This is a genomic window from Ralstonia sp. OTU4908, assembly GCF_038440115.1.
GTDB classification, from domain to species: Bacteria; Pseudomonadota; Gammaproteobacteria; order Burkholderiales; family Burkholderiaceae; genus Ralstonia; species Ralstonia pickettii.
The window spans coordinates 227,983-249,928 of the sequence record NZ_JASATD010000001.1 but is presented as its reverse complement, the minus strand read 5'-3'; the positions used below and the strand labels follow the sequence as shown (position 1 = coordinate 249,928).

Below are 21,946 nucleotides of genomic sequence, written 5' to 3'. Positions count from 1 at the left end.
CCATCGATTAGGCTAGCCTAGCTGACTAGCAAGACACCACGTGTTTTTAGCGCATTTTGTAGTATTACTACATCGCAAGCAAGGCGTGTATGCAACTGCCCGAGCAAGCGCTTGCGGCCCGTCATTTCCGAATTCGCTTGGCTCTTGGCGCGCTTTGTAGCACGCAATTCGCGTGCGCGACGGTAGTGACAAGTTCGGTACCTGTGGAAAACCCTGTCCCACGACCGGCCCGTTTGTAGGAAAATTACAGGATTCGTCCCACCCGGACAGTCCCCACTTCCAGGAGAACCCGCATGGCCCTGCACCGCACTCTGGCCGCCGTCACCCAGCGCATCATCGACCGCAGCCGCGGCCCCCGCCAGGCCTATCTGGACGTCACCCGCAAGAACGCCGGCCGCAGGGTCGAGCGTACGCTGCTCTCGTGCACGAACCTCGCCCACGGTTTTGCGGCCATGCCGGGCGAAGCGAAGATCCGCCTGAAAGCGCTGGAGCGGCCGAACCTCGGCATTGTCTCGGCGTACAACGACATGCTGTCGGCACATCAGCCGCTGGAGGCGTTTCCGGCGTGGGTCAAGCAGGCGGCGCTGGACGCCGGCGGCACGGCCCAGTTTGCGGGCGGCGTGCCCGCCATGTGTGATGGCGTGACGCAGGGCCAGGACGGGATGGAGCTGTCGCTGTTCTCGCGCGACACGATTGCCCTGTCGACGGCCGTGGCGCTGTCGCATCAGATGTTCGACGCGGCGCTGTACCTGGGCGTGTGCGACAAGATCGTGCCGGGGCTGGTGATTGGCGCGCTGTCGTTCGGCCACCTACCCGCCGTGTTCGTGCCGGCCGGTCCCATGACCACCGGCATCAGCAATGATGAAAAAGCCCGCACGCGGCAGCTTTATGCCGAGGGCAAGCTCTCGCGCGCCGATCTGCTCGAAGCCGAATCCAAGTCGTACCACGGCCCGGGCACGTGCACGTTCTACGGCACGGCCAACTCCAACCAGATGCTGATGGAGGTGATGGGCCTGCACCTGCCGGGCACCGCCTTCATCAACCCGAATACACCGCTGCGCGAGGCGCTCACGCGTGAGTCGGCGCGCCAGGCGCTCAAGCTCGTCTTCAGCGGCGACCAATACACCCCCATTGCCGACGTGCTGGATGAGCGCGCCTTCGTCAACGGCATCGTCGGCCTGCTGGCCACCGGCGGCTCGACCAACCACACGCTGCACCTGGTTGCAATGGCGCGTGCGGCCGGCATCCTGCTCACGTGGGACGATTTCAACGATTTGTCGAGCGTGATTCCGCTGCTGGCGCGCGTCTACCCGAACGGCAAGGCCGACGTGAACGAGTTCCAGGCCGCGGGGGGCCTCTCCATCGTCATTCGCGAACTGATCGACGCCGGCCTGCTGCACGACGACGTGACAACGATCATGGGCAAGGGCCTGCGCCGTCATGCGCAGGAGCCGTTCCTGGACGGTGAGAAACTCGTCTGGCGCGATGGCGCAGCTGCCTCGCTCGATACCAACATCGTGCGCGGCGTGGCCGAGCCGTTCTCGCCGGACGGCGGCCTGCGGGTGCTCGACGGCAACATCGGACGCTCGGTGATCAAGGTGTCGGCGGTCAAGCCGGAACATCGTTTTGTGGAAGCGCCGGCGCGCGTGTTCCTCGCCCAGGACGATCTGATCAACGCGTTCAAGGCCGGTGAACTGGAGCGCGATTTCGTGGCCGTACTGCCGTATCAGGGCCCGGCCGCCAACGGCATGCCCGAACTGCACAAGCTCACGCCGACGCTGTCGGTGCTGCAGGAGCGCGGTTTCAAGGTGGCGCTGGTGACGGACGGCCGTATGTCGGGCGCGTCGGGCAAGGTGCCGGCCGCCATTCACATCACGCCGGAAGCGCTCAACGGCGGGCCGCTGGCGCGCGTGCGCGATGGCGACATCGTCGTGCTGGATGCGGAAGCGGGCACGCTGCAAGTGCGCGTGCCGGAGGCGGAGTGGAATGCCCGCCAGGTCACCGCGCCGGATCTCTCGCATTACCACGCAGGCGTTGGGCGGGACTTGTTCTCGGGTTTCCGCCGCAATGTGTCGCCAGCGGAAGAAGGCGCCTGCACGTTGTTCGTTTCGGCCGGCGCATAAGCCAGGATGCTGCAGCCGGCCCAGGCCCAGTGCCTCGGCCGGCCGGGTTTACAGCATGGATTTGTCGATCGAGATGCCCAGCTCACCGGCCATCTGTTCGACCAGCATTTGAAGCCTCGCCACCTTGTCGGCCAACTGCTTCTGCTCCGCTTTCAGCGCTTCGAACTCCGACGGCGCGATCGACTCGTCAACGGCGCCTGGCTGCCGAATCTCGGCCTGTGCAACTTCACCGCACAGCAAGTGCATCCAGCGGCTTTCACGCTCGCCCGGCATGCGCGGCAGCTTCACGACATAGGGCGGATCGTGCTCTGCCAGTTCGTCCAGAAACGCTTCAACGGATGAAATATCGGCAAAGGCGTGGAACCGCGCCGCGTTCAGTCGCAGCTCGGCCGCCGTCTGCGGGCCGCGCAGCAGCAGCACGGTGAGCAACGCGACGGATTGGCTTGGCACACCCAGCACGCGGTTCATGTTGTGCTCGAACCGCGGCACACGGCTGCTGCTGCCTTCCATGACTAGGCTCAACGTTTTCAGCCCGTCGATGGCCGTAAGGATTTCGGCTTCGGTGACGGACATGACCGGTGCACGTGCGGTTTTTTGATTGCAGCCGGCCGCCAGCGCGTTGAGCGTGAGCGGATAAGTGTCGGGCACCGTGTGCTGTTTTTCGACCAGGACGCCGAGAACACGTCCTTCAAGCGCGGTCAGGGTACGGAGGGCGCGACGCTGCACGGCGTCGGAATGGATATTCATGGCGGGACGGCAACGGATACGCTTGGGTTGGGGCAAATTCGAACGCCAACATCATATCCGGCGCACGCAGGCAGGCGGCCCTGCCTGCGCAACAACAATCGAAACTCAGCCCTTGGCCGCACCGCGCACCAGCAGCACCGGCGTGGTCGCCTGGCGGATGAACTTTTCGGCGACGCTGCCCAACATCGCATGTGCCAGCCCACGGCGGCCGTGCGTGCCGAGCACGACCACATCGGCGCCGCTTCGCACGGCTTCGGCCTGCAGGGCGCCCGCCACATCCTCGCCCACGTGCTGGGTTTCAACCAGCACGGTCTCCTGCTGCAGGCCGGCGGAGGTAAGCGTCGCGGCGGTGTCGGCGAGCAACGCCGTGCCGGCTTCGATGAACGACTTGCGCAGCTCCGTCGGGTCGTAATAGCCGACGTCGAACAACATGGCCGGGCTGTCGACGATATAGACGGCGCGAACGGTGCTCTGGAATGCCTTGGCCAGGCGCACGGCCTCGGCCAGGGCCAGCTTGCTGGTTTCGCTGCCATCAACGGCGACCAGAATCTTCTTGTACATGGTTCAAGCCTCTCAGGGGAGTGGTTGTCGGAATACTGTGCCGGGGCAGCAACATGGCCGCCCACGCATTATTCTGTGACATCCACGGCCCTTTTGCGTTGCGCCAGATCAGATGGCCGCAACCATGCGACGCAACAATGCACCGCCATCCGCCCGCCCCTACGCCTGAGTTGATTGCCGCTTACCGCAGCGCGCGGTACCGCGTCAGCACGCCGGAAGGCGATGTCCTGCTGCGCGTCGACGCCATCAACCCATGCGTGGCGGCCTTGCTCACGCAAGCCGACTCACCGTGGGCCGTCTTCGTGACGGCGCATCAGCCTTTCTCCCGCGCGGTATCTGCCGATGAAAACGCTGCGCGGCAGGCCGAGCTGCTTGCCTGGGCCATCGCGCGCGGCATGGCATGGCTGCCTGGCGAAGGCGGCCCGCCGGGGGATGCGCCTTCGAACACGTGGCCGCCCGAGCCGAGCCTGCTGCTGTTCATCGAAGACGAGGCCATCGCCGACACGCTGATGCTCACGTTCGAGCAGAACGCCGTCGTGCTGTGTGATGCGCATGGATTTTGTACCTTGCGTTGGCACCCGTATCTGCCAGACTGATTCTGCACAGGGCACTTGGCGCACAGCGCTTTGCGGCACCGCAAGTGGCGCTTCCGATTCCTAAGTGCTTGCGTAGATACATCAGCAGGAGGTTTGTATGGAACTGCATATGCAATCGCATCATTGGGAGCGCCGTATGCCAGACTGGCTCGCCGCCAGCGTGGCAGGCCTCGTGGGCGGGGCACTGGTCATCGTGCTCGAGTTCTTCTGGTCGACCATGGTGCTCAATGAAAGCCCCTGGCGCCCGACCCACAAGATCGCCGCCATGATCATGGGCCGCGGCGCACTGGAAGAGATGTCCCTGTTCAGCTTCAGCATCGTGGGGACGGCGCTCGTGCTGCACTTCGTGCTGGGCGCCCTCATGGGCATGATCCTGGGGGCCATCATCGCGCCGTTCCACTTCGATTCGAGCCCCGGCATGCTCGCGGCCGTCGGCGTGGTCTTCGGGATCGTGGCGTACGTGGTCAACTTCTACGGCATGACGGCCGTGTTCCCGTGGTTTGTTTCGGAGCGCGGCTCGGGGCCATTGCTTGCCAACCTGCTGTTTGGCGTCGTGACGGCGATCACGTACGGCATGCTGGAGCGGCGCATGCCCGAACCGATGCACTGACACCCCCACCTTTTTCCTGCGGCGCCGCAAGCTGAGCGGCGCCTTCAGGAGGCGGCCGCCTCGGGCAACGCATGCCGGAGGCGGCCGTTTTACATTGCGGCGCAGCACACAAATGCCACATCGGCGCTATCCGTACGCGGGGTGCGCCTCGTCCTTACGTTGCCTTGCACGATCCGGGTGCGCGACCTAGCCTGTCTTTAGCGTGTTGAGGGAGTCCCTCGCCGGGAGGTGCCCATGGCCCTTGCGATTGCGCTCGTGCTGATCGTCGTGCTGGCGGTGGGGTTTCACTTTGCCAGCCCCTGGTGGATCACCCCAATCGCCTCCAACTGGGTGCGCATGGACGACACGCTGACGATCACGATCGTCATCACCGGTGTGCTGTTTGTCGCCATCAACCTCTTCGTCGTCGCGGCGCTGCTGCGCTATCGCCATCGCGATGGCCAGCCCAACCGGCGCGCCGCCTACGAGCCGCACAACAAGCGCCTGGAATGGTGGCTGATCGGCATGACCAGCGTGGGTGTGGCGGCGCTGCTCGCGCCCGGCCTGTTCGTCTATGCCGATTACGTACGGCCGCCACCGAACGCCCTGCAGATGGAAGTGCTCGGCCAGCAGTGGCAATGGCGCTTCCGCTTTGCCGGCCCCGGCGGCAAGCTCGGCACGACCGACGTGCGCTACATGAGCAACGACAACCCGTTCGGCATGAACCCGGCCGACCCGAACGGACGCGACAACGTCCTGATCGAAACGCCCGAGTTGCACCTGCCGATCAATCGCCCGATCCAGGTACTGGCGCGCTCGCGCGATGTGCTGCATGACTTTTACGTGCCGCCGTTCCGTGCGCGCATGAATATGGTGCCGGGCATGATCACCACGTTCTGGTTCACGCCCACCAAGGCAGGGCGTTACGACATCCTGTGCGCGCAGCTCTGCGGCATCGGGCACTCCAACATGCGCGGTGTGGTGGTCGTGGAAGACGAGGCATCGTTTGCACGCTGGCTGGCACAGCAGACCACCTTCGAACAGAGTCAGAAGGCGAAAGTGCAGGACGCCTCAGGCGTTGCCGGCGGCAGCGGCCAGGCATTGGCCGAGCAAGGCCAGACGCTCGCCCAGGCCAAGGGCTGCGTCGCCTGCCACTCGGTGAATGGCAGCCCTGGCGTCGGCCCGACATGGAAGGGTTTGTACGGCTCCACGCAGATCATGGCCGACGGCTCGACCGCTGTGGCCGATGAAGCCTATCTGCGTGCCTTCATCCGCGATCCGAAAGCGCGCGTGGTCAAGGGCTTCGCGCCGATCATGCCGATGTTCGACCTGAGCGAGCAGGAAGTCTCGGCGCTCGTGGCCTATATCAAGGCGCAAGGTGGGCCGGCACCCGCCACAGCCGCAAAACCGTAGCGAGGAGGCACGATGTCCTACGGCAAGAATGACCACGGCGACCACAGCCACGCACCGCAGAGCTTCTGGACGCGCTACGTCTGGAGCCAGGACCACAAGGTCATCGCGGTGCAGTATTCGCTCACGGCCATCGCCATCGGGCTGGTGGGGCTCGTGCTGTCGAACCTGATGCGGCTGCAGCTGGGCTTTCCGGGCAAGTTCGACTTTATCGACGCCAACCACTACTACCAGTTCGTCACCATGCACGGAATGATCATGGTGATCTACCTGCTCACGGCGCTGTTCCTGGGCGGCTTCGGCAACTACCTGATCCCGCTGATGCTGGGCGCGCGCGACATGGTGTTTCCGTTTCTGAACATGCTCAGCTACTGGGTGTATCTGCTGGCCGTACTGGTGCTGGTGGCGAGCTTTTTCGTGCCGGGCGGGCCTACCGGTGCGGGTTGGACGTTGTATCCGCCGCAGGCGATCCTGCCGGGCACCCCGGGCACCGAATGGGGCATCGTGCTGATGCTGGTGTCGCTCGCGATCTTCATCGTGGCGGCCACCATGGGCGGGCTGAACTACGTGACCACTACGCTGCAGGCGCGCACGCGCGGCATGACGCTCATGCGCATGCCACTCACGGTATGGGGCATCTTTACGGCGACCGTGCTGGCGCTGCTGGCGTTTCCCGCGCTGTTCGTGTCGGCCATCATGATGCTGCTCGACAAGACGCTGGGCACCAGCTTCTTCGTGCCGGCGGTGGTGTCAATGGGGCAGCAGCTCAAGCACAGCGGCGGCAGCCCGCTGCTGTTCCAGCACCTGTTCTGGTTCTTCGGACACCCCGAGGTGTACATCGTCGCGCTGCCCGCCTTCGGCATCGTGTCGGACCTCATCAGCACGCACGCGCGCAAGAATATCTTCGGCTACCGGATGATGGTGTGGGCCATCCTCATCATCGGTGTGCTGTCGTTCGTCGTCTGGGCGCACCACATGTTCGTGGCGGGCATGAACCCGTACTTCGGGTTCTTCTTTGCCACCACCACGCTCATCATCGCCATCCCGACCGCGCTCAAGGTCTACAACTGGGTGCTGACGCTGTGGCGGGGCGACATCCACCTGACCGTACCGATGCTGTTTGCCATCGGCTTCATCAGCACGTTCGTGATCGGCGGGTTGACGGGGCTGTTCCTCGGCAACGTCAGCGTCGACATTCCGCTTTCCAACACGTACTTCGTGGTCGCGCACTTCCATATGGTGATGGGCGTCTCACCGATCCTCGTGGTGTTCGGCGGGCTCTACCACTGGTATCCCAAGGTGACGGGCCGCATGCTGAAAGACACGCTGGGGCGCGCGCATTTCTGGATCACCTTCATCGGCACGTACCTGATCTACTTCCCGATGCATTACCTGGGTGTGCTCGGCATGCCCCGCCGGTACTACGCGTATGAGGGTTACAGCTTCATCCCGCCGTCCGCGCAGACGCTGAACACGTTCATCACCGTCATCGCCATCATCGTAGGGCTGGCGCAGCTGCTGTTCCTCTTCAACCTGGCGTGGAGCCTCGTGCGCGGCAGGAAGGCCGAGGCCAACCCGTGGCGGGCGACCACGCTCGAATGGCAGACGCCGCAGACACCGCCCGTGCACGGCAACTGGGGGCCGACGCTGCCGGTGGTCTACCGGTGGGCATACGAATACAGCCCGCCCGGCCGTGCGGATGACTTCGTGCCGCAGAACGAACCGCCCACCGGCGCCCCCGACATGGGAGCGGAAACGGAAGCGGCGCCGGCAACCTCCATCCTCCCCGCCAGCGGGGTGCGCACATGACGACCCTGCCCCGCCACTTCGCACCCAATGCGTCGCCCGCATTGCCCCACGCGGGGCGCATTGGCCTGCGCGTCTTCATGGCCGTGGTGACGGCGCTGTTCTCGTTGCTGATCCTCGCCTATGCCATGCGGATGCGCGAGCCGGACTGGATGCCGGTTCCGCACCCGGTTCTGCTGTGGTGGAACACCGGCGTGCTGGCGTTGGCCAGCGCCGCCATGGAACTGGCACGGCGCGCGCGCGCGCACCTCACAATCTGGCTGCTAGCGGGTGGCGCGCTTGCCGCACTGTTCGTCTTCGGCCAATGGGCAGCGTGGCAGCAACTGTCGGCCACCGGGCAAGGCGTGGCGGTCAACCCGTCCAACAGCTTTTTGTATGTGTTCACCGGCCTGCATGCGGCGCATGTCATCGGTGGCCTCGTCGTCTGGGCGGTGACGGTGGCACGCGTGCGCAAGCATGCCGATCGCACCCGGCGTGCCATTGACCTCTGCGCGACGTACTGGCACTTCCTGCTGGCCGTGTGGCTCGTGCTGCTGGCCGCGATGTGGTGGATCACGCCCGCCTTCGTCAGCGCCATCTGCGGGCCGTTGTACGGAGCCACGCCATGAGCAACCCCACGCTTCCCACCGACTCAACCCACGCCTTGCCCGAGGGCTGGCCCGGCATCGTCAACGATTGGTCGGGCGACCGCGAAACCTTCAAGGTGCCGTGGGGCAAGGCCATGATGTGGATCTTCCTGCTGTCGGACACCTTCGTCTTCAGCAGTTTCCTGATCGGCTACATGACGGTGCGCATGTCGACCACGGTGCCGTGGCCCGATACGGCCGAAGTGTTCGGCATGAAGATCGGGGGCGTGGAGGTGCCGTTGCTGCTGATCGCCATCATGACCTTCGTGCTCATCAGCAGCAGCGGCACCATGGCCATGGCCGTCAACTTCGGATACCGGCGCAATGCAAAGCGTGCCGCCGCGCTCATGCTGGCCACGGCATTGCTGGGGGTCTGCTTCGTCAGCTTGCAGGCGTTCGAATGGACCAAGCTGATCGTGCTCGAAGGCGTGCGCCCCTGGGGCAACCCCCTGGGTGCAGCTCAGTTTGGCGCGTGCTTCTTCATGATCACCGGGTTCCACGGCTTTCACGTGACTTGCGGCGTGATCTACCTGCTGCTGGTCGCACGCAAGATCCGGCAACCGGGCTTTGCCGAGCACGGCAACTTCCAGATCGTGGAGATCGCGGGCCTCTACTGGCACTTCGTCGATCTCGTCTGGGTGTTCATCTTCGCGTTGTTCTACCTGTGGTGAGGCAGCCATGAACCACACCGACCCATCGCCCACACCCGTAGCACCAGACAGCCACGGCCAGCAGCACAGCATCAGCGTCTACCTGAAAATCTGGGGCCTGCTGTTCGTGCTCAGCACGCTGTCGTACCTGGTCGATTACTTTCGCGTGGAAGGCCTCACACGCTGGGTGCTGATCGTCGTGCTGATGATCGCCAAGGCGGGGCTGATCGTCTCTGTGTTCATGCACATGATGTGGGAGCGGTTGGCACTGGTGTACGCCATCCTGCTGCCGCCGCTGGCGTTGCTGGTGCTGATGGTGCTGATGGCGGCGGAAGCACATCACACGTTCGGGATGCGCATGTTGTTCTTCCACTGAGTCGCCTCGCGACTGTCGCTTGACCGGCTGGCCCAGGCCGGGCCACGTCTACCGTTTTCGTCCAGTATCAATCTGGTGAATGTCGCGCATTCACCAGCCGACTGGCGTGCCTCCTCGGTGCCCGCTACCTTCAGCGCACACCTACAAAAAAGCTGAGGAGACACCATGCTGCCCCGCCCTACAACCATCGACGTGCGAGCGTGGCTCGACGGCCAACGGTTTTCCGCGTTCCAATGGCGCGTCGTTGCGCTGTGCTTCTTCATCGTCGCCATTGACGGCTTCGACACAGCCTGCGTCGGCTTCATCGCGCCGGCGCTCGTGCAGGACTGGCACGTCACCCCCGGCGTGTTGGGCACCGTGTTCAGTGCCGGCCTGGCGGGGCTGATGGTTGGAGCGCTTGCCTTTGGCCCACTGGCCGACCGCATCGGGCGCAAACGCACGCTGCTGATCACGGTGGCGGCGTTTGGCGTTGCCACCGTGGCATCGGCGTCTGCGCCGAACGTCAGCGCGCTGATCGCGTTGCGGTTCCTAACAGGGCTCGGCCTGGGTGGCGCCATGCCCAACGCCATCGCCCTCACGTCTGAATATTGCCCGGAGCGCCGGCGGTCCTTCCTCACCACGGTCATGTTCTGCGGCTTCACATTGGGCTCGGGCTTTGGCGGCATCGTCGCGGCGCAACTGGTGCCCGATTTCGGCTGGCGCAGCGTGCTGCTGTTTGGCGGCGTCGTGCCACTGGCGCTGGTGCCATTGATGGCCTTTGCGCTGCCAGAGTCGGTGCGCTACTTGGTGTCCAGTGGTGCAGGCAACACTACGGTCGGCAAGCTGCTCAACCGCATTGCGCCATTGGCCGTCACGCCCGACACGCGCTTCGCGCTGCATGAAGCCAAGGCGCCGGGGTCGCCGGTGCGACAGCTCTTCCTGCCGGCTTTCCGCACGGGCACCCTGCTGCTGTGGACGGTGTTCTTCATGAGCCTGCTGATCGTCTATCTGTTGACGAACTGGCTGCCCACGCTCATTCACGCGGGTGGCGTGTCGCTCGCGCTGGCGTCGCGCATTGCGGTGATGTACCAGGTGGGCGGCACCATCGGCGCTCTCATCATCGGACGGTTGATGGATCGGTACCCCGCGACGATCGTGCTGTGCGGCACCTACGGCCTGGGTGCCATATTTCTTGCCCTGACAGGCGTGACGCAAGGCACGATGCTCGCCTTTGCCGTCACGGGTGTGGGCTTCTGCATCAGCGGCTCGCAAATCGGCGCGAACGCATTCTCGGCCCAGTTCTACCCCACCGCCAACCGTGTGACAGGGATCAGTTGGGCACTGGGCGTAGGCCGTCTCGGTTCGGTGTGTGGCGCATTGGTGGGCGGCGTATTGCTGACGGCAACCATCGGGTTCCAGTTGCTGTTCCTGATCGTGGCGGTGCCGGCGGCAATTGCGGCGGTGGCCATCTTCCTATGCGGCAGCCAGGCAAAACGTACCGGCGCCGGGCCGGCATTGCCCATTGCCCCGGAAGGCTCGTAAGCATTCGGCCTGTTGCGGGCGGATGAGGGACCTCAAACAGTGGAGTGACACTGTCTGAGGTCGAAAATTTCGACCTCAGAGCGCGTCGTTCGACCATCTGAGAGCGGAACGCCAGCCCCAACCCGCCGAACTCGACGGTCCGAAGGCGGATTGCGAGCCTCGAAGCACAGAAGGGTCGAATGTTTCAGGGCCGAGCACGAGCCTCCAACAGTCGCGTTCGAGCCTTCGAGGCTGAAACGTGAGCCTCCGCACGCGGCAGCCGAGTGTTCAAGAGTGAGGCACAACTCCCAGACGGTGGAGTTTGTCCATCAGAGCGCCATCGTCGAGCGATCGAGCCCGATGCTCGACCCTCGGGTGTTGGCGCGTCAGTGTTCGAGCCTCAATCATGACGATCTCCTGCGGGTATTCGAGTGTTCGACGGTGGAACGCTGCTCTAGCACTTGCAAGCAACGAGGCGGCACACCCCCGCTGCCCGCCTAGATAGCAAACATCTCGAACAACAACTGCCGCAGCCACTGGTTGGCCGGCTCGCGGTGATTGCGTCCGTGCCACAGCACATTGATGGTGATATCCGGAATCTTGGCCGGGCAAGGTGCCGTGGCGAGGTCAAACGGTTTGAGCGTACGCGTGGCATAGGCCTCGGGCACTACCGCAATCATGTCGGTCGACTGCAGGATGTGCCCCAGCGCCACGAAGTGCGGCACACGCAGGCTCACCCGCCGCGGCATCCCTGCCCGCAGGATGGTTGAATCCACCATGCCATGGCCCGTTCCCTCGGCCACGATGGACACGTGCTCGGCTTCCAGGAAGCTCTTCATCGTCATGCCGTTCCTGGCGAGCGGATGGCCTTTTCGGAAGAGGCACACGTAGCGCTGCTTGAACAGCCTGCGTTGGAAGAACCCCGCCTTCAGGTCCGGCAGAAAACCAATGGCGAGATCCACACGGCCGGCCTCCATCTCATCGCGCAGCGTGTCGGCATGATTGCGCACCGTGCTGATGGTGACCCCGGGTGCGTCCTTCTCCAGGCGGCGCATCAGACTGGGCAGAAAGTAGATCTCGCCGATGTCCGTCATCGCGATGGTGAAGGCGCGTGTGCTCGTCTTGGGGTCGAATTTGGTCGTGGCGTTGAGCGAGTTGTAGATCGCCCCGAGCGCGTAGGCGATGGGTTCGGCAAGCGTCTCGGCAAAGGGCGTCGGCACCATGCCTTTGGATGTGCGGATGAACAGCTCATCTCCAAACAACTTGCGCATGCGGTTCAGCGCGTTGCTGATAGCCGGTTGCGAGATGCCCAGTGTTTCCGCCACGGCAGAGACACGACGTTGCCGAAGCAATTCATTGAAGACGACCAACAGGTTGAGGTCGATGTCCTGCAGTTCCACCGCGTGTCTCCTCGTGTTCTTGCATTATCACTGCGAGTGATATGAGACATCAGGTTGCTTCTATTTATGTATGTCGTCAAGCGGGCCATGATGCTTCCACACAGAAAAACGACTAGCCCGGAGACACGGCATGGACGTCACCGTCACCCCACTGCAGCGCATCGTCAGCGCGCGCGCGGGCGATAACCTGCTCGAAGTCCTTCGCACCAACGAAGTCCCCATCTCGTATAGCTGCATGGCCGGCCGCTGCGGCACGTGCCGGTGCCGGGTCGTATCCGGCAATGTGGCCGTCACGGGTGGTGCCGACATGAACAGCCCCTCGGCCTCGGGCCAGATCGTGCTGGCCTGCCAGACCACGCTGGTGGAAGACTGCGCAATCGAATTGCCGGAAGTGGACGAAGTGGTCGTGCACCCCGCCAGGATCGTCAAGTCGAAGGTCGCGTCCATCGAGGACATGACTCACGACATCAAGCGCATCCGTCTGGACCTCGTCAAGCCACTCGATTACTCGCCCGGCCAGTACGCCACGCTGCAGTTCACGCCCAAGCATGTGCGGCCATACTCGATGGCCGTGGCCAACGAAGGGAGCACGCTTGAGTTCCATGTGCGTGTGGTGCCGGATGGCCGTGTCACTTCGTACGTTGCCAGCGAGCTCAAGGTGGGCGATGACGTGCGCGTGAGTGGCCCGCTGGGCACGGCGTATCTGCGCCGCCGGAATGCAGACCCGATCGTTTGCGTTGCGGGCGGCACCGGCCTCGCGCCCATTCTCTCCATCCTGCGCGGCATGGCCGATGCGCGCATGACCAACCCGGTACACGTGTACTTCGGTGTGCGCTCACCCATCGACGTGTACGGTACGCATTGGCTGGATGCGCTGCGCGAGCGCCTGCCGAACCTGCACACGCACGTAGTCATCACGACATCCAACACAGACCACCGCTACCGCTCGGGCGTCGTGACCGACGCAGTGGCGAGCGACTGGCAGAGCCTCGCGGGCTGGCGCGCTTACCTGGCCGGCGCACCCGTCATGGTGGACGCCGCGAGCCTGCTGTTGCGCCAGCGCGGCGTGCTGCCCGAACACATCTACGCGGATGCCTTCTACGCCGTTGGCGTCTGAAGCAGCACGCCCATTACAAGCCTCGGAGACACCCATGAAAGAGTCGACCCTCACGTTTTCCAGACCCGTCTGGAAAGACGATGGCTCCAGCCGGATTCCATTCCGCGCCTACACCGACGACGAGATCCACCAGCGCGAGCTGGAACGCCTGTTCTACAACGGGCACTGGTGCTACGTCGGCCTGGAAGCGGAGATACCCAACGCGGGCGATTTCAAGCGCACGGTGGTGGGCGAACGTTCGGTGATCGTCACACGCACGCCGGACAGCTCGATTTCCGTGGTGGAGAACGTCTGCGCGCACCGCGGCGTGCGCTTCTGCCGCGAGAGGTCCGGCAACCGCAAAGACTTCACTTGCCCCTACCACCAGTGGAACTACGACCTGAAAGGCAACCTGATCGGCGTGCCCTTTCGGCGGGGGGTGAAGTCCGAAGGCAGGGTGCAGGGCGGCATGCCTGCCGATTTCGATCCGAAGGAACACGGCCTCACGCAACTCAACGTGGCCGTGCGCAACGGGGTCATCTTTGCCTCGTTCGACCACGACCTGCCGTCTTTGGAAGACTTTCTCGGGCCTACCATCCTTGGCTATTTCGACCGCGTGTTCGACGGTCGCAAGCTGAAGATCCTTGGCTACAACAAGCAGCGCATTCCGGGCAACTGGAAGCTGATGCAGGAGAACATCAAAGACCCGTATCACCCGGGGCTTCTGCACACATGGTTCGTCACGTTCGGGCTCTGGCGAGCGGACAACAAATCCGAGCTGAAGATGGATGCCCAGCATCGCCACGCCGCGATGATCTCCACGCGCGGCACCGGTGGGAAAGGCGCCGTCACCAGCGGCGTCACCAGCTTCAAAGAGAAGATGACGCTGCACGACGACCGCTTTCTCGATGTCGTGCAGGAACCCTGGTGGGGCGGCCCGACGGCCGTGATGATGACCGTCTTCCCGAGCGTGATCATCCAGCAGCAGGTCAATTCCGTGTCGACACGACACATCCAGCCCAATGGCCACGGCTCATTCGATTTCGTCTGGACCCACTTCGGCTTTGAAAACGACACCGAAGAGATGACGCAGCGCCGACTGCGCCAGGCCAACCTGTTCGGGCCCGCCGGCTTTGTCTCGGCAGATGACGGCGAGGTCATCGAGTTCTCGCAGGAAGGTTTCGAGCAGAAGCCGGGCCACCGCACCGTAGCTGAACTCGGCGGCCGCGAAGTGGGCGACACCGACCACATGGTCACCGAAACGCTCATCCGCGGCATGTATGAATACTGGCGCAAGGTGATGGAGATCTGACATGGCTGACGTGACTGACACGCTCGATTTCTCGACCTACAAGCAACTGCTGGCCCTCTATACCCGTTACGCCGCCGCCGTGGACAACGCGGCGTGGGATCAATGGACCGACCTCTTCGTCGACGACTGCACTTACAAGGTCCAGCCGCGCGAAAACTACGAACGCGGCTTTCCGCTCGCCACGCTGTCGTTCGAAAGCAAGGGCATGTTGAAGGACCGCATCTACGGCATCACAGAGACGATCTTCCACGACCCGTACTACCAGCGTCATGTGGTTGGCCTACCCGAGGTCACGCACGTGGAAGGCGACCGCTTTGAAGCGCAGGCCAACTACGCCGTGTTCCGTACCAAGCCCGATGAGTTGTCGACGGTGTTCAACGTCGGCCGCTACATCGACACCATCGTCCGCACCGAAACGGGATTGAAACTCAAGTCGCGCACCTGCGTGTTCGACAGCGAAATGATCCCGAACTCGATCATCTATCCGATCTGAGGTCTGCCCATGACCGATACATCAACCACCACCTGGCTCAAGCTCATCAGCGTTGACGACCTGCCGGACGACGACGTGATTGCCGTCAGTGCCGGCGACGCGGAGATCGCGGTGTACCGCGTTGCCGGTGAAGTCTTCGCCACCGACAACGTCTGCACGCACGGCCACGCGCGCCTGTGCGACGGTTTTCTCGACGGCTACGAGATCGAATGCCCGCTGCACCAGGGCAAGTTCGACGTACGCTCGGGCAAGGCGATGTGCGAACCGCTCACGACCGACGTGCGCACGTTCCCGATCAAGATCGAAGACGGCCACGTCTTTGTCGAGCTGTAAGGGGGATGGCCATGACATCAACCACGCTGCAGGCCGAGCGCGGCGCGTACTACGCGCAACTCGATGGCGAGCGACTGGCGCCGCTGTGGGAATCGCTGCATTCGCTGGTGCCGCGCGAGCCCAAGCCGCGCATCGTGCCCGCCATCTGGAAGTACAACGACGTGCGCCCGCTGGTGATGCAGGCCGGCGCGGTCATCAGCGCCGAAGAGGCCGTGCGCCGCGTTCTGATCCTGGAGAACCCGGGGCTGCCGGGTAAGGCCAGCGTGACATCCACGCTGTACGCGGGGCTGCAGTTGATCCTGCCGGGCGAGATCGCGCCGAGCCACCGGCATACGCAATCGGCGCTGCGCTTCATTGTCGAAGGCCGTGGCGCGTGGACGGCCGTCAACGGCGAACGCACCACGATGCACCCCGGCGATTTCATCATCACGCCCTCGTGGACGTGGCACGACCACGGCTGCCCGACGCTTGAGGATGGCGGCGAACCCGTCGTCTGGCTGGACGGCCTCGACATTCCGCTGGTGCAGCAGTTCGACTGCGGCTTTGCCGAGAACTACCCGGAAGCGCAGCAACCCCTGATGCGCCCGGAAGGCGACAGCTACGCACGCTTCGGCCACAACATGGTGCCGGTGCGCCATCGCGTGACCGACCCCACGTCACCGATCTTCAGCTACCCGTATGCGCGCTCGCTCGAAGCGCTCGACACGCTCTACCGCCACGGCGAACTGGACCCCTGGGACGGCGTGAAGCTGCGTTATGTGAATCCCGCCACCGGCGGCTGGCCGATGCCGACCATCGCCACCTTCATGCAGTTCCTGCCCAAGGGCTTTGCGGGTAAGACCTACCGCAGCACCGACGCCACCGTCTACAGCGTGGTGGAAGGCCGCGGCACGGTATGCATTGGCGAGGCGCAATTCGAGTTCGAGCCGCGCGACGTGTTTGTCGCGCCGTCGTGGGCGCCGGTGCAACTCAACGCATCGGAGAATGCGGTGCTGTTCAGCTATTCCGACAGGCCCGTGCAGTCTGCGCTGAATCTGCTGCGCGAAGCGCGCACCTGACGAGACCCCACTCCATTGCTCTTGCGGCGTTCCAGACGGCACCGCCGCCGGGCCCATTCACCCCTGACCCCTGCGCCGTGATTGATCACATTGAGCCGACCATGACCTACGTCTTCACGCCCCCTGCCCTCACCTCTGTGCCCGTTGCAGGCAGCAGCAACCAGTTTGCCGTCCGCCGCGTCTATTGCGTCGGCCGCAACTACGCCGCCCACGCCCGCGAGATGGGCTACGACCCTGACCGCGAACCGCCGTTCTTCTTCTGCAAGCCCACCGACGCCATCGTGCCGGTGGCGGGTGGTCAAACGCTTGAACTGCCGTACCCCTCGCAAACGCAGAACTACCACTATGAAGCCGAGCTGGTGGCCGTGATCGGCAAATCCGGCGCCGACATCTCCGTGGACACCGCGCTCGACCATGTGTGGGGCTACGCCGTCGGGCTGGACATGACCCGCCGCGACCTGCAGATGAAGATGCGTGAGATGGGCCGCCCTTGGGAAATCGGCAAGGCATTCGATGTGTCCGCACCGATGGGCCCCATCCATCCGGTCAGCAAGATCGGCCATCCGCAGCAAGCCGGGATCTGGCTGACCGTCAATGGCGAGACCAAACAGCGCAGCGACGTATCGCACCTGATCTGGTCGGTGGCGGAAACGGTGGCGTACCTCTCGCAGTTCTTCCGTCTGGAGCCGGGCGACGTGGTCTTTACCGGCACGCCGGAGGGTGTGGGGGCCGTGAAGCGTGGCGACAGCATCGTCATGGGCGTCGATGGCCTGGGCGAGCTCAAGGCCTGCATCGTCTAAGCGCCGCACCATGCAGCTCTACAGCTTCTTCAACAGCTCGACGTCGTATCGGGTGCGCATTGCACTGGCGCTCAAGGGGCTGCCGTTCGAGACGCTGCCGGTGAACATCCGCACCGGCGAGCATCGCGCGGCAGGCTATGTGGAGCACATCAACCCGTCGGCGGGCGTACCGGCGCTCATCGACGGCGAGATGCAATTGAGCCAGTCGCTCGCGATCATCGATTACCTCGATGCGCGCCACCCCGAGCCACGGCTCATTCCGCTCGAACCATTGCAGCGGGCGCGCGTGCTGGAACTGGCCAACGCCATCGCTTGCGACATCCACCCCATCAACAACCTGCGCGTGCTGCGCTATCTGCAAGACGTGCTGAAGATCACGCCCGAGCAGAAAGACGCGTGGTATCGCCACTGGATCGACGAAGGCATGGCCACCGTCGAGCGTTTGCTTGCGCGATATGGCGCCGGCCCATGGTGCTTTGGCGATGCACCGACCCTCGCCGACGTTGCGCTCGTCCCGCAGGTTGCCAACGCGCTGCGCATGGGCTGTTCGCTGGAGCGGTACGAGCACGCGATGGCGATCTACCAACACGCCAGTGCGCATCCGGCCTTCAAGGCTGCCGCGCCGGCACAACAACCAGATTTCGCCGCCTGATGCACATCACGCATCGCTGAAAAACAATCACAACGGAGGAGACCTCATGAACCTGCGCCAACTGGCGTTCCCCTTGCTGCTGGCTGCGCCCGCGCTTGCCGCCGCACAATCAGCAGCCCAGTCCGTGACGCTGTACGGCGTCATCGATACGGGCGTCGAATACGTCAACCGCATCGGCTCGACCGGCAATAGCGTCGTGCGCATGCCCAACCTGAGCAGCACCGTACCCTCGCGCTGGGGCCTGCGCGGCACCGAAGACCTGGGCGGCGGCGCCAAGGCGCTGTTCACCTTGGAATCGGGCTTTGCGCCCGACAGCGGCACGAGCAACCAGGGCGGCCGCCTGTTCGGTCGGCAGGCGTTGGTGGGCCTGTCCAACAACTGGGGGCAAATCAGCCTCGGCCGTCAGTACACGATGCTGTTCTGGGCCACGCTCGATACCGACCTGCTCGGCCCCAACGCGTACGGCTCCAGCTCGCTCGACACTTACCTGCCCAATGCCCGGGCCGACAACGCCATTGCCTACAAGGGCAAGTTCGGCGGGTTCACGGTCGGTGCGACCTACAGCTTTGGCCGAGATGCCGTCAACGCCGGGCCCAGCCCGTCCGGCACCAACTGCGGTGGAGAGAACCCGGCTGACACCCTGGCCTGCCGCGAGTGGTCGGCCATGCTGATGTACGAGACCGGTAAGTGGGGCGTGTCTGCGGCGTATGACTCGCAGCGCGGTGGCCCGGGCGCGTTTGCCGGCTTGACATCGAGTTCGCTCAAGGATGACCGCCTAGCCATCGGTGGGTATGGGCTGTTCGATCGCGCAAAGATCGGCCTGGGCTGGATCGGCCGCCGCAATGGCGCATCGGCCACGCCGCGCAGCGACCTCTTCTATGCGGGCGCCGCGTACGACCTGACACCGGCACTCACGCTCTCGGGCGAGGTCTTCCACCTGCGGTTCCACAACAGCGCCAACAAGGCATGGCTGGGGGCAGTGCGCGCCAGCTACGCGTTCAGCAAGCGCTCGTCGGTGTATGCCACGGTCGGCTATATCGACAACCGCGGCAGCCTGGCACTGTCTGTAGACAGTGCCGCCACGGGGGCCGCACCCGCCGCCGGTGGAAACCAGCTCGGCACGATGGTCGGCATCCGGCACGTGTTCTGACCTGCCATGAAAAAAGCCCGCCACTCTGCGCGAGTGGGCGGGCCTTCAAACTTCAAAGCCAGAACGATGCCAGCTCAGCCGATAGCCGTCGCATCCAGCGCCTGCGTGAAATCGGCCACCAGATCGGCCTCATCCTCAATGCCGACCGACACGCGCACAAGCGAATCGGCAATGCCCATCGACGCGCGGCGCTCGGCACCCATTTCCCAGTAGATGGTGGGGGCGACCGGAATCACCAGCGTGCGCGTGTCGCCCAGGTGCGTGGCGCGCACGGCGTAGCGCAGGTGGTCGAGCATGTCGACGTAGTCGGCGCCGTCAACCAGTTCGAAGCTCAGCAGGCCGCCGTAGTGGCGGAACAGCTCCGTGGCGCGGGCGTGCTGGGGGTGCTGCGGCAGGCCGGGGTAGTAAACACGTGCCACCTTCGGGTGCGCGGCCAGCGTGCGGGCCAGCGCCAGCGCATTGCTGCAGGTGCGGTCAACGCGCAAGGCCATCGTCTCAGCACCCACGGCAATGCGATGCGCGGCATCGGCAATCAACGTCGCACCCTGGTCGCGCAGGCCCTTCTTGCGGATCTGCTGGATGCCCTGCATTTCCGGCTTGGCCTTGCGGTAGGCCGGATAGATGTTCGGGTAGGCCGCCCAGTCGAACAGGCCCGTATCCACCACCGCGCCGCCCAGCGCGTTACCGTGCCCGCCGATGTACTTGGACAGCGAATGCACAACCAGGCTGGCCTGCGCATCGCGCGCGCGGAACAGCCACGGCGAGGTCATCGTGCTGTCGACCACGTAGATCAGGCCGCGTGCCTTGCATACGTCGCCAATGCCCTTCAGATCCGCCACTTGCGTGCGGGGGTTGGCAATGGTTTCCACAAAGACGAGGCGCGTATTCGGCTGCACCGCGTCGGCCACCGCCTGGGCCGACGTGGCATCGACAAACGTCACTTCCACCCCCAGGTTGCGCAGCGTTTCGAACACGCTGTTGGTATTGCCGAACAGGAAGGCGCTGGAGACCACGTGGTCCCCCGCGCGCAGCATGGTCGAGAACACCGCCATGATGGCTGCCATGCCGGTGGCGAAGCACGCGGTGGCCACACCGGCTTCCATCATCGTGATCTTGGCTTCCAGAGCGGCCGTGGTGGGGTTGCCCTGGCGCGCGTAGGTGTAGCCGGGCTTACCCTGGAACACGTCGATCAGCTCGCGCGTATCGGTATAGCCGTACGTGGTGGACGTGTGCAGCGGCTTGTGGATGGCGTAGTGCTCGACGCCGGCTTCGCGGTCGGCGTGCAGGAGGGCGGTGGTCAGTCCGGTCATGGCAGGGGCAACAGAAAGGCGGGAAAGCGCGGGAAACAGCAGGAAAGTCTCGCATTATCGCGCGATTTCCGGCCTGCCAGCGCGTTACGCCCCCCGCACCGCCAGCACGAAGAACAGCAGCGTGCTGGCGCACATGCACAGCGTCGCCACCCAGGCCGTGCCATGCAGCAGCCGCGAACTGCAAAACGGCCCCATCACCACCTTGCGGCGCGACATCAACTGCAGCATCACCATGACGGGTGTGGCCGCCACACCATTGAGCACGGCGGCCCAATACAGCAACTTGAAGGGCTCGATGGGCAGGAACACCATCACCATGGCCGCCACCATCACGAGCGCCAGGAAGAGGTAGAACTTGGGCGCGTGATGCACCTTGGCTTCCAGGCTGCTATGCCACTTGAAGGCCTCCGCTGCGGCATAGGCGGCGGAGCCTGCGAGCACCGGCACCGCCAGCAGCCCCGTGCCGATCACCCCCACCGCAAACAACATCTGCGCAAAGCGGCCGGCCACCGGCTTGAGCGCTTCGGCGGCCTGCGCACAGGTTTCGATTTGGGTGACGCCGTGTGTGTGCAGCGCATAGGCGGCTGTCAGCATGATGCAGAAGGCGATGAGCGCCGACACCGCCATCCCGACCGTGGTGTCGATGCGAATGCGTGCGAGCTGGTCCTTCGCCTGCCACGGCGCTTTCTTGAGGGGCGCTTCGTCTTCGGCCAGCCGTGTTTCTTCGACCTCGCCCGCGGCTTGCCAGACAAACAGATACGGGCTGATGGTGGTGCCGAACACCGCGATAAGCGTCATTGCGTAGTCCTTGGACCACCGCATCCGCGGCACCACGGTGTCGTGCAGTGCACGCGCCCAGTCGACCTGCACGACAAACGCCGTGGCAACGTACGCGAGCAGCGACAACGCAATCCATTGCAGATAGCGCGCATACCGCCGATATGGCATCCAGATTTGCAGCACGAGCGTCAGCACCGCCAAGAAGCATGCATACCACGCCGTGGCTCCGCCCACGAGCAGCCGCACGCTGTTGCCCATGGCCGCAATGTCCGCTCCGACGTTGATGACGTTGGCCACCGTCACCAGCGCCACGAACGCATACGCCAGCCACGGCGAGTGGTGCCGCCGGATGTTGGCCACCACGCCCTGGCCGGACACCCGTCCCAGACGCGCGCTGACGAGCTGGATCGAAATCATCAGGGGCAGCGTGAGCAGCAGTGTCCACAGCATGCTAGTGCCCACCTGCGCGCCAGCCTGTGCATACGTGGCGATGCCGCTCGGGTCGTCATCCGCCGCACCGGTGATGAAGCCGGGCCCCAGCCGGCGGTACCACGGGGTGTCGTTTGCCGCGGGCACGC

At 64.3% G+C, this 21,946-nt stretch carries 22 protein-coding genes; 17 read left to right on the top strand and 5 right to left on the bottom strand.

Annotation, left to right across the window (positions count from 1 at the left end; translation table 11 throughout):
• Positions 1–293: 293 nt before the first annotated feature.
• On the top strand, positions 294–2,123 hold the full coding sequence (edd, locus tag AAHM38_RS01105; RefSeq protein WP_116575025.1) for a phosphogluconate dehydratase: 1,830 nt from the start codon (positions 294–296) through the stop codon (positions 2,121–2,123).
• A gap of 48 nt (positions 2,124–2,171) precedes the next feature.
• On the opposite strand, the gene AAHM38_RS01100 is transcribed toward edd, so the two are convergent.
• Together AAHM38_RS01100 and AAHM38_RS01095 are read right to left on the bottom strand one after the other, a co-directional pair.
• Positions 2,172–2,870 carry a YceH family protein gene (locus tag AAHM38_RS01100; RefSeq protein ID WP_116575024.1) on the bottom strand — a complete coding sequence of 233 codons (699 nt, stop codon included), beginning with the start codon at positions 2,868–2,870 and terminating at the stop codon, positions 2,172–2,174.
• A gap of 105 nt (positions 2,871–2,975) precedes the next feature.
• Positions 2,976–3,431, bottom strand: coding sequence for a universal stress protein (locus tag AAHM38_RS01095; protein WP_116575023.1), 456 nt, complete (start codon positions 3,429–3,431; stop codon positions 2,976–2,978).
• A 137-nt stretch (positions 3,432–3,568) separates the two neighbouring features.
• On the opposite strand from AAHM38_RS01095, the gene AAHM38_RS01090 reads away from it, so the two are divergent.
• The 8 genes from AAHM38_RS01090 to AAHM38_RS01055 all read left to right on the top strand — a co-directional run bounded on the left by AAHM38_RS01090 (position 3,569) and on the right by AAHM38_RS01055 (position 11,005).
• Entirely contained in the window at positions 3,569–4,027 is a 459-nt protein-coding gene (locus AAHM38_RS01090; RefSeq protein ID WP_009240107.1) for a DUF3293 domain-containing protein, read from the top strand.
• Between the two features lie 97 nt (positions 4,028–4,124).
• Positions 4,125–4,637 carry a hypothetical protein gene (locus tag AAHM38_RS01085; protein WP_009240108.1) on the top strand — a complete coding sequence of 171 codons (513 nt, stop codon included), beginning with the start codon at positions 4,125–4,127 and terminating at the stop codon, positions 4,635–4,637.
• Between the two features lie 234 nt (positions 4,638–4,871).
• Positions 4,872–6,029: a cytochrome c oxidase subunit II gene (locus AAHM38_RS01080; RefSeq protein ID WP_116575022.1), complete on the top strand. Its 1,158-nt coding sequence runs from the start codon at positions 4,872–4,874 to the stop codon at positions 6,027–6,029.
• A gap of 12 nt (positions 6,030–6,041) precedes the next feature.
• Complete coding sequence (ctaD, locus tag AAHM38_RS01075; protein ID WP_116575021.1) at positions 6,042–7,835, top strand: cytochrome c oxidase subunit I; 1,794 nt, start codon at positions 6,042–6,044, stop codon at positions 7,833–7,835.
• Positions 7,832–8,440 carry a cytochrome c oxidase subunit 3 gene (locus AAHM38_RS01070; RefSeq protein ID WP_009240111.1) on the top strand — a complete coding sequence of 203 codons (609 nt, stop codon included), beginning with the start codon at positions 7,832–7,834 and terminating at the stop codon, positions 8,438–8,440. Before ctaD ends, AAHM38_RS01070 begins: the two co-directional genes overlap by 4 nt.
• A complete protein-coding gene (locus AAHM38_RS01065; RefSeq protein WP_009240112.1) occupies positions 8,437–9,129 on the top strand; it encodes a heme-copper oxidase subunit III family protein in 693 nt (230 codons plus the stop codon). The genes AAHM38_RS01070 and AAHM38_RS01065 overlap by 4 nt, the downstream gene beginning before the upstream one ends.
• A 7-nt stretch (positions 9,130–9,136) precedes the next feature.
• A complete protein-coding gene (locus tag AAHM38_RS01060) occupies positions 9,137–9,484 on the top strand; it encodes a cytochrome C oxidase subunit IV family protein (RefSeq protein ID WP_116575020.1) in 348 nt (115 codons plus the stop codon).
• A 165-nt stretch (positions 9,485–9,649) separates the two neighbouring features.
• Positions 9,650–11,005, top strand: a complete 1,356-nt coding sequence (locus tag AAHM38_RS01055; RefSeq protein ID WP_116575019.1) for an MFS transporter — start codon at positions 9,650–9,652, stop codon at positions 11,003–11,005.
• Positions 11,006–11,481: 476 nt separating this feature from the next.
• Here the strand turns inward: AAHM38_RS01055 and AAHM38_RS01050 are convergent, their stop codons facing one another.
• Positions 11,482–12,384 carry a LysR family transcriptional regulator gene (locus tag AAHM38_RS01050; RefSeq protein WP_116575018.1) on the bottom strand — a complete coding sequence of 301 codons (903 nt, stop codon included), beginning with the start codon at positions 12,382–12,384 and terminating at the stop codon, positions 11,482–11,484.
• A 130-nt stretch (positions 12,385–12,514) separates the two neighbouring features.
• Between AAHM38_RS01050 and AAHM38_RS01045 the strand changes: the two genes are divergently transcribed.
• The 8 genes from AAHM38_RS01045 to AAHM38_RS01010 all read left to right on the top strand — a co-directional run bounded on the left by AAHM38_RS01045 (position 12,515) and on the right by AAHM38_RS01010 (position 19,278).
• Entirely contained in the window at positions 12,515–13,501 is a 987-nt protein-coding gene (locus tag AAHM38_RS01045) for a 2Fe-2S iron-sulfur cluster-binding protein (protein ID WP_116575017.1), read from the top strand.
• A 34-nt stretch (positions 13,502–13,535) separates the two neighbouring features.
• Positions 13,536–14,792 carry an aromatic ring-hydroxylating dioxygenase subunit alpha gene (locus tag AAHM38_RS01040; protein ID WP_116575016.1) on the top strand — a complete coding sequence of 419 codons (1,257 nt, stop codon included), beginning with the start codon at positions 13,536–13,538 and terminating at the stop codon, positions 14,790–14,792.
• A 1-nt stretch (position 14,793) separates the two neighbouring features.
• Positions 14,794–15,285: an aromatic-ring-hydroxylating dioxygenase subunit beta gene (locus AAHM38_RS01035; protein WP_116575015.1), complete on the top strand. Its 492-nt coding sequence runs from the start codon at positions 14,794–14,796 to the stop codon at positions 15,283–15,285.
• A gap of 9 nt (positions 15,286–15,294) precedes the next feature.
• Entirely contained in the window at positions 15,295–15,618 is a 324-nt protein-coding gene (locus tag AAHM38_RS01030) for a non-heme iron oxygenase ferredoxin subunit (RefSeq protein ID WP_116575014.1), read from the top strand.
• An 11-nt stretch (positions 15,619–15,629) separates the two neighbouring features.
• Positions 15,630–16,676, top strand: coding sequence for a gentisate 1,2-dioxygenase (gene gtdA / locus AAHM38_RS01025; RefSeq protein WP_116575136.1), 1,047 nt, complete (start codon positions 15,630–15,632; stop codon positions 16,674–16,676).
• Between the two features lie 101 nt (positions 16,677–16,777).
• Complete coding sequence (locus AAHM38_RS01020; RefSeq protein WP_116575013.1) at positions 16,778–17,476, top strand: fumarylacetoacetate hydrolase family protein; 699 nt, start codon at positions 16,778–16,780, stop codon at positions 17,474–17,476.
• 10 nt (positions 17,477–17,486) lie between these two features.
• A complete protein-coding gene (maiA, locus tag AAHM38_RS01015; protein WP_116575012.1) occupies positions 17,487–18,128 on the top strand; it encodes a maleylacetoacetate isomerase in 642 nt (213 codons plus the stop codon).
• Between the two features lie 46 nt (positions 18,129–18,174).
• Complete coding sequence (locus AAHM38_RS01010) at positions 18,175–19,278, top strand: porin (protein ID WP_116575011.1); 1,104 nt, start codon at positions 18,175–18,177, stop codon at positions 19,276–19,278.
• A 74-nt stretch (positions 19,279–19,352) separates the two neighbouring features.
• Here AAHM38_RS01010 and AAHM38_RS01005 read toward each other — a convergent pair whose 3' ends face one another.
• Both AAHM38_RS01005 and AAHM38_RS01000 read right to left on the bottom strand, forming a co-directional pair.
• The gene (locus AAHM38_RS01005; protein WP_116575010.1) at positions 19,353–20,588 is read right to left on the bottom strand and encodes a cystathionine gamma-synthase family protein; all 1,236 of its coding nucleotides are present in this window, start codon (positions 20,586–20,588) and stop codon (positions 19,353–19,355) included.
• 84 nt (positions 20,589–20,672) lie between these two features.
• Complete coding sequence (locus AAHM38_RS01000) at positions 20,673–21,944, bottom strand: Nramp family divalent metal transporter (protein WP_116575009.1); 1,272 nt, start codon at positions 21,942–21,944, stop codon at positions 20,673–20,675.
• Positions 21,945–21,946 lie beyond the last annotated feature (2 nt).

Bases quoted from the DNA above. Each gene is read 5' to 3' on its own strand.
- AAHM38_RS01020 (WP_116575013.1), top strand. From the start codon at position 16,778: ATGACCTACGTCTTCACGCCCCCTGCCCTCACCTCTGTGCCCGTTGCA.
- AAHM38_RS01070 (WP_009240111.1), top strand. From the start codon at position 7,832: ATGACGACCCTGCCCCGCCACTTCGCACCCAATGCGTCGCCCGCATTG.
- edd (WP_116575025.1), top strand. From the start codon at position 294: ATGGCCCTGCACCGCACTCTGGCCGCCGTCACCCAGCGCATCATCGAC.
- maiA (WP_116575012.1), top strand. From the start codon at position 17,487: ATGCAGCTCTACAGCTTCTTCAACAGCTCGACGTCGTATCGGGTGCGC.
- AAHM38_RS01065 (WP_009240112.1), top strand. From the start codon at position 8,437: ATGAGCAACCCCACGCTTCCCACCGACTCAACCCACGCCTTGCCCGAG.
- AAHM38_RS01055 (WP_116575019.1), top strand. From the start codon at position 9,650: ATGCTGCCCCGCCCTACAACCATCGACGTGCGAGCGTGGCTCGACGGC.
- AAHM38_RS01040 (WP_116575016.1), top strand. From the start codon at position 13,536: ATGAAAGAGTCGACCCTCACGTTTTCCAGACCCGTCTGGAAAGACGAT.
- AAHM38_RS01080 (WP_116575022.1), top strand. From the start codon at position 4,872: ATGGCCCTTGCGATTGCGCTCGTGCTGATCGTCGTGCTGGCGGTGGGG.
- AAHM38_RS01100 (WP_116575024.1), bottom strand. From the start codon at position 2,870: ATGAATATCCATTCCGACGCCGTGCAGCGTCGCGCCCTCCGTACCCTG.
- AAHM38_RS01030 (WP_116575014.1), top strand. From the start codon at position 15,295: ATGACCGATACATCAACCACCACCTGGCTCAAGCTCATCAGCGTTGAC.
- AAHM38_RS01005 (WP_116575010.1), bottom strand. From the start codon at position 20,588: ATGACCGGACTGACCACCGCCCTCCTGCACGCCGACCGCGAAGCCGGC.
- AAHM38_RS01090 (WP_009240107.1), top strand. From the start codon at position 3,569: ATGCACCGCCATCCGCCCGCCCCTACGCCTGAGTTGATTGCCGCTTAC.
- AAHM38_RS01095 (WP_116575023.1), bottom strand. From the start codon at position 3,431: ATGTACAAGAAGATTCTGGTCGCCGTTGATGGCAGCGAAACCAGCAAG.
- AAHM38_RS01085 (WP_009240108.1), top strand. From the start codon at position 4,125: ATGGAACTGCATATGCAATCGCATCATTGGGAGCGCCGTATGCCAGAC.
- AAHM38_RS01045 (WP_116575017.1), top strand. From the start codon at position 12,515: ATGGACGTCACCGTCACCCCACTGCAGCGCATCGTCAGCGCGCGCGCG.
- AAHM38_RS01060 (WP_116575020.1), top strand. From the start codon at position 9,137: ATGAACCACACCGACCCATCGCCCACACCCGTAGCACCAGACAGCCAC.
- gtdA (WP_116575136.1), top strand. From the start codon at position 15,630: ATGACATCAACCACGCTGCAGGCCGAGCGCGGCGCGTACTACGCGCAA.
- ctaD (WP_116575021.1), top strand. From the start codon at position 6,042: ATGTCCTACGGCAAGAATGACCACGGCGACCACAGCCACGCACCGCAG.
- AAHM38_RS01010 (WP_116575011.1), top strand. From the start codon at position 18,175: ATGAACCTGCGCCAACTGGCGTTCCCCTTGCTGCTGGCTGCGCCCGCG.
- AAHM38_RS01035 (WP_116575015.1), top strand. From the start codon at position 14,794: ATGGCTGACGTGACTGACACGCTCGATTTCTCGACCTACAAGCAACTG.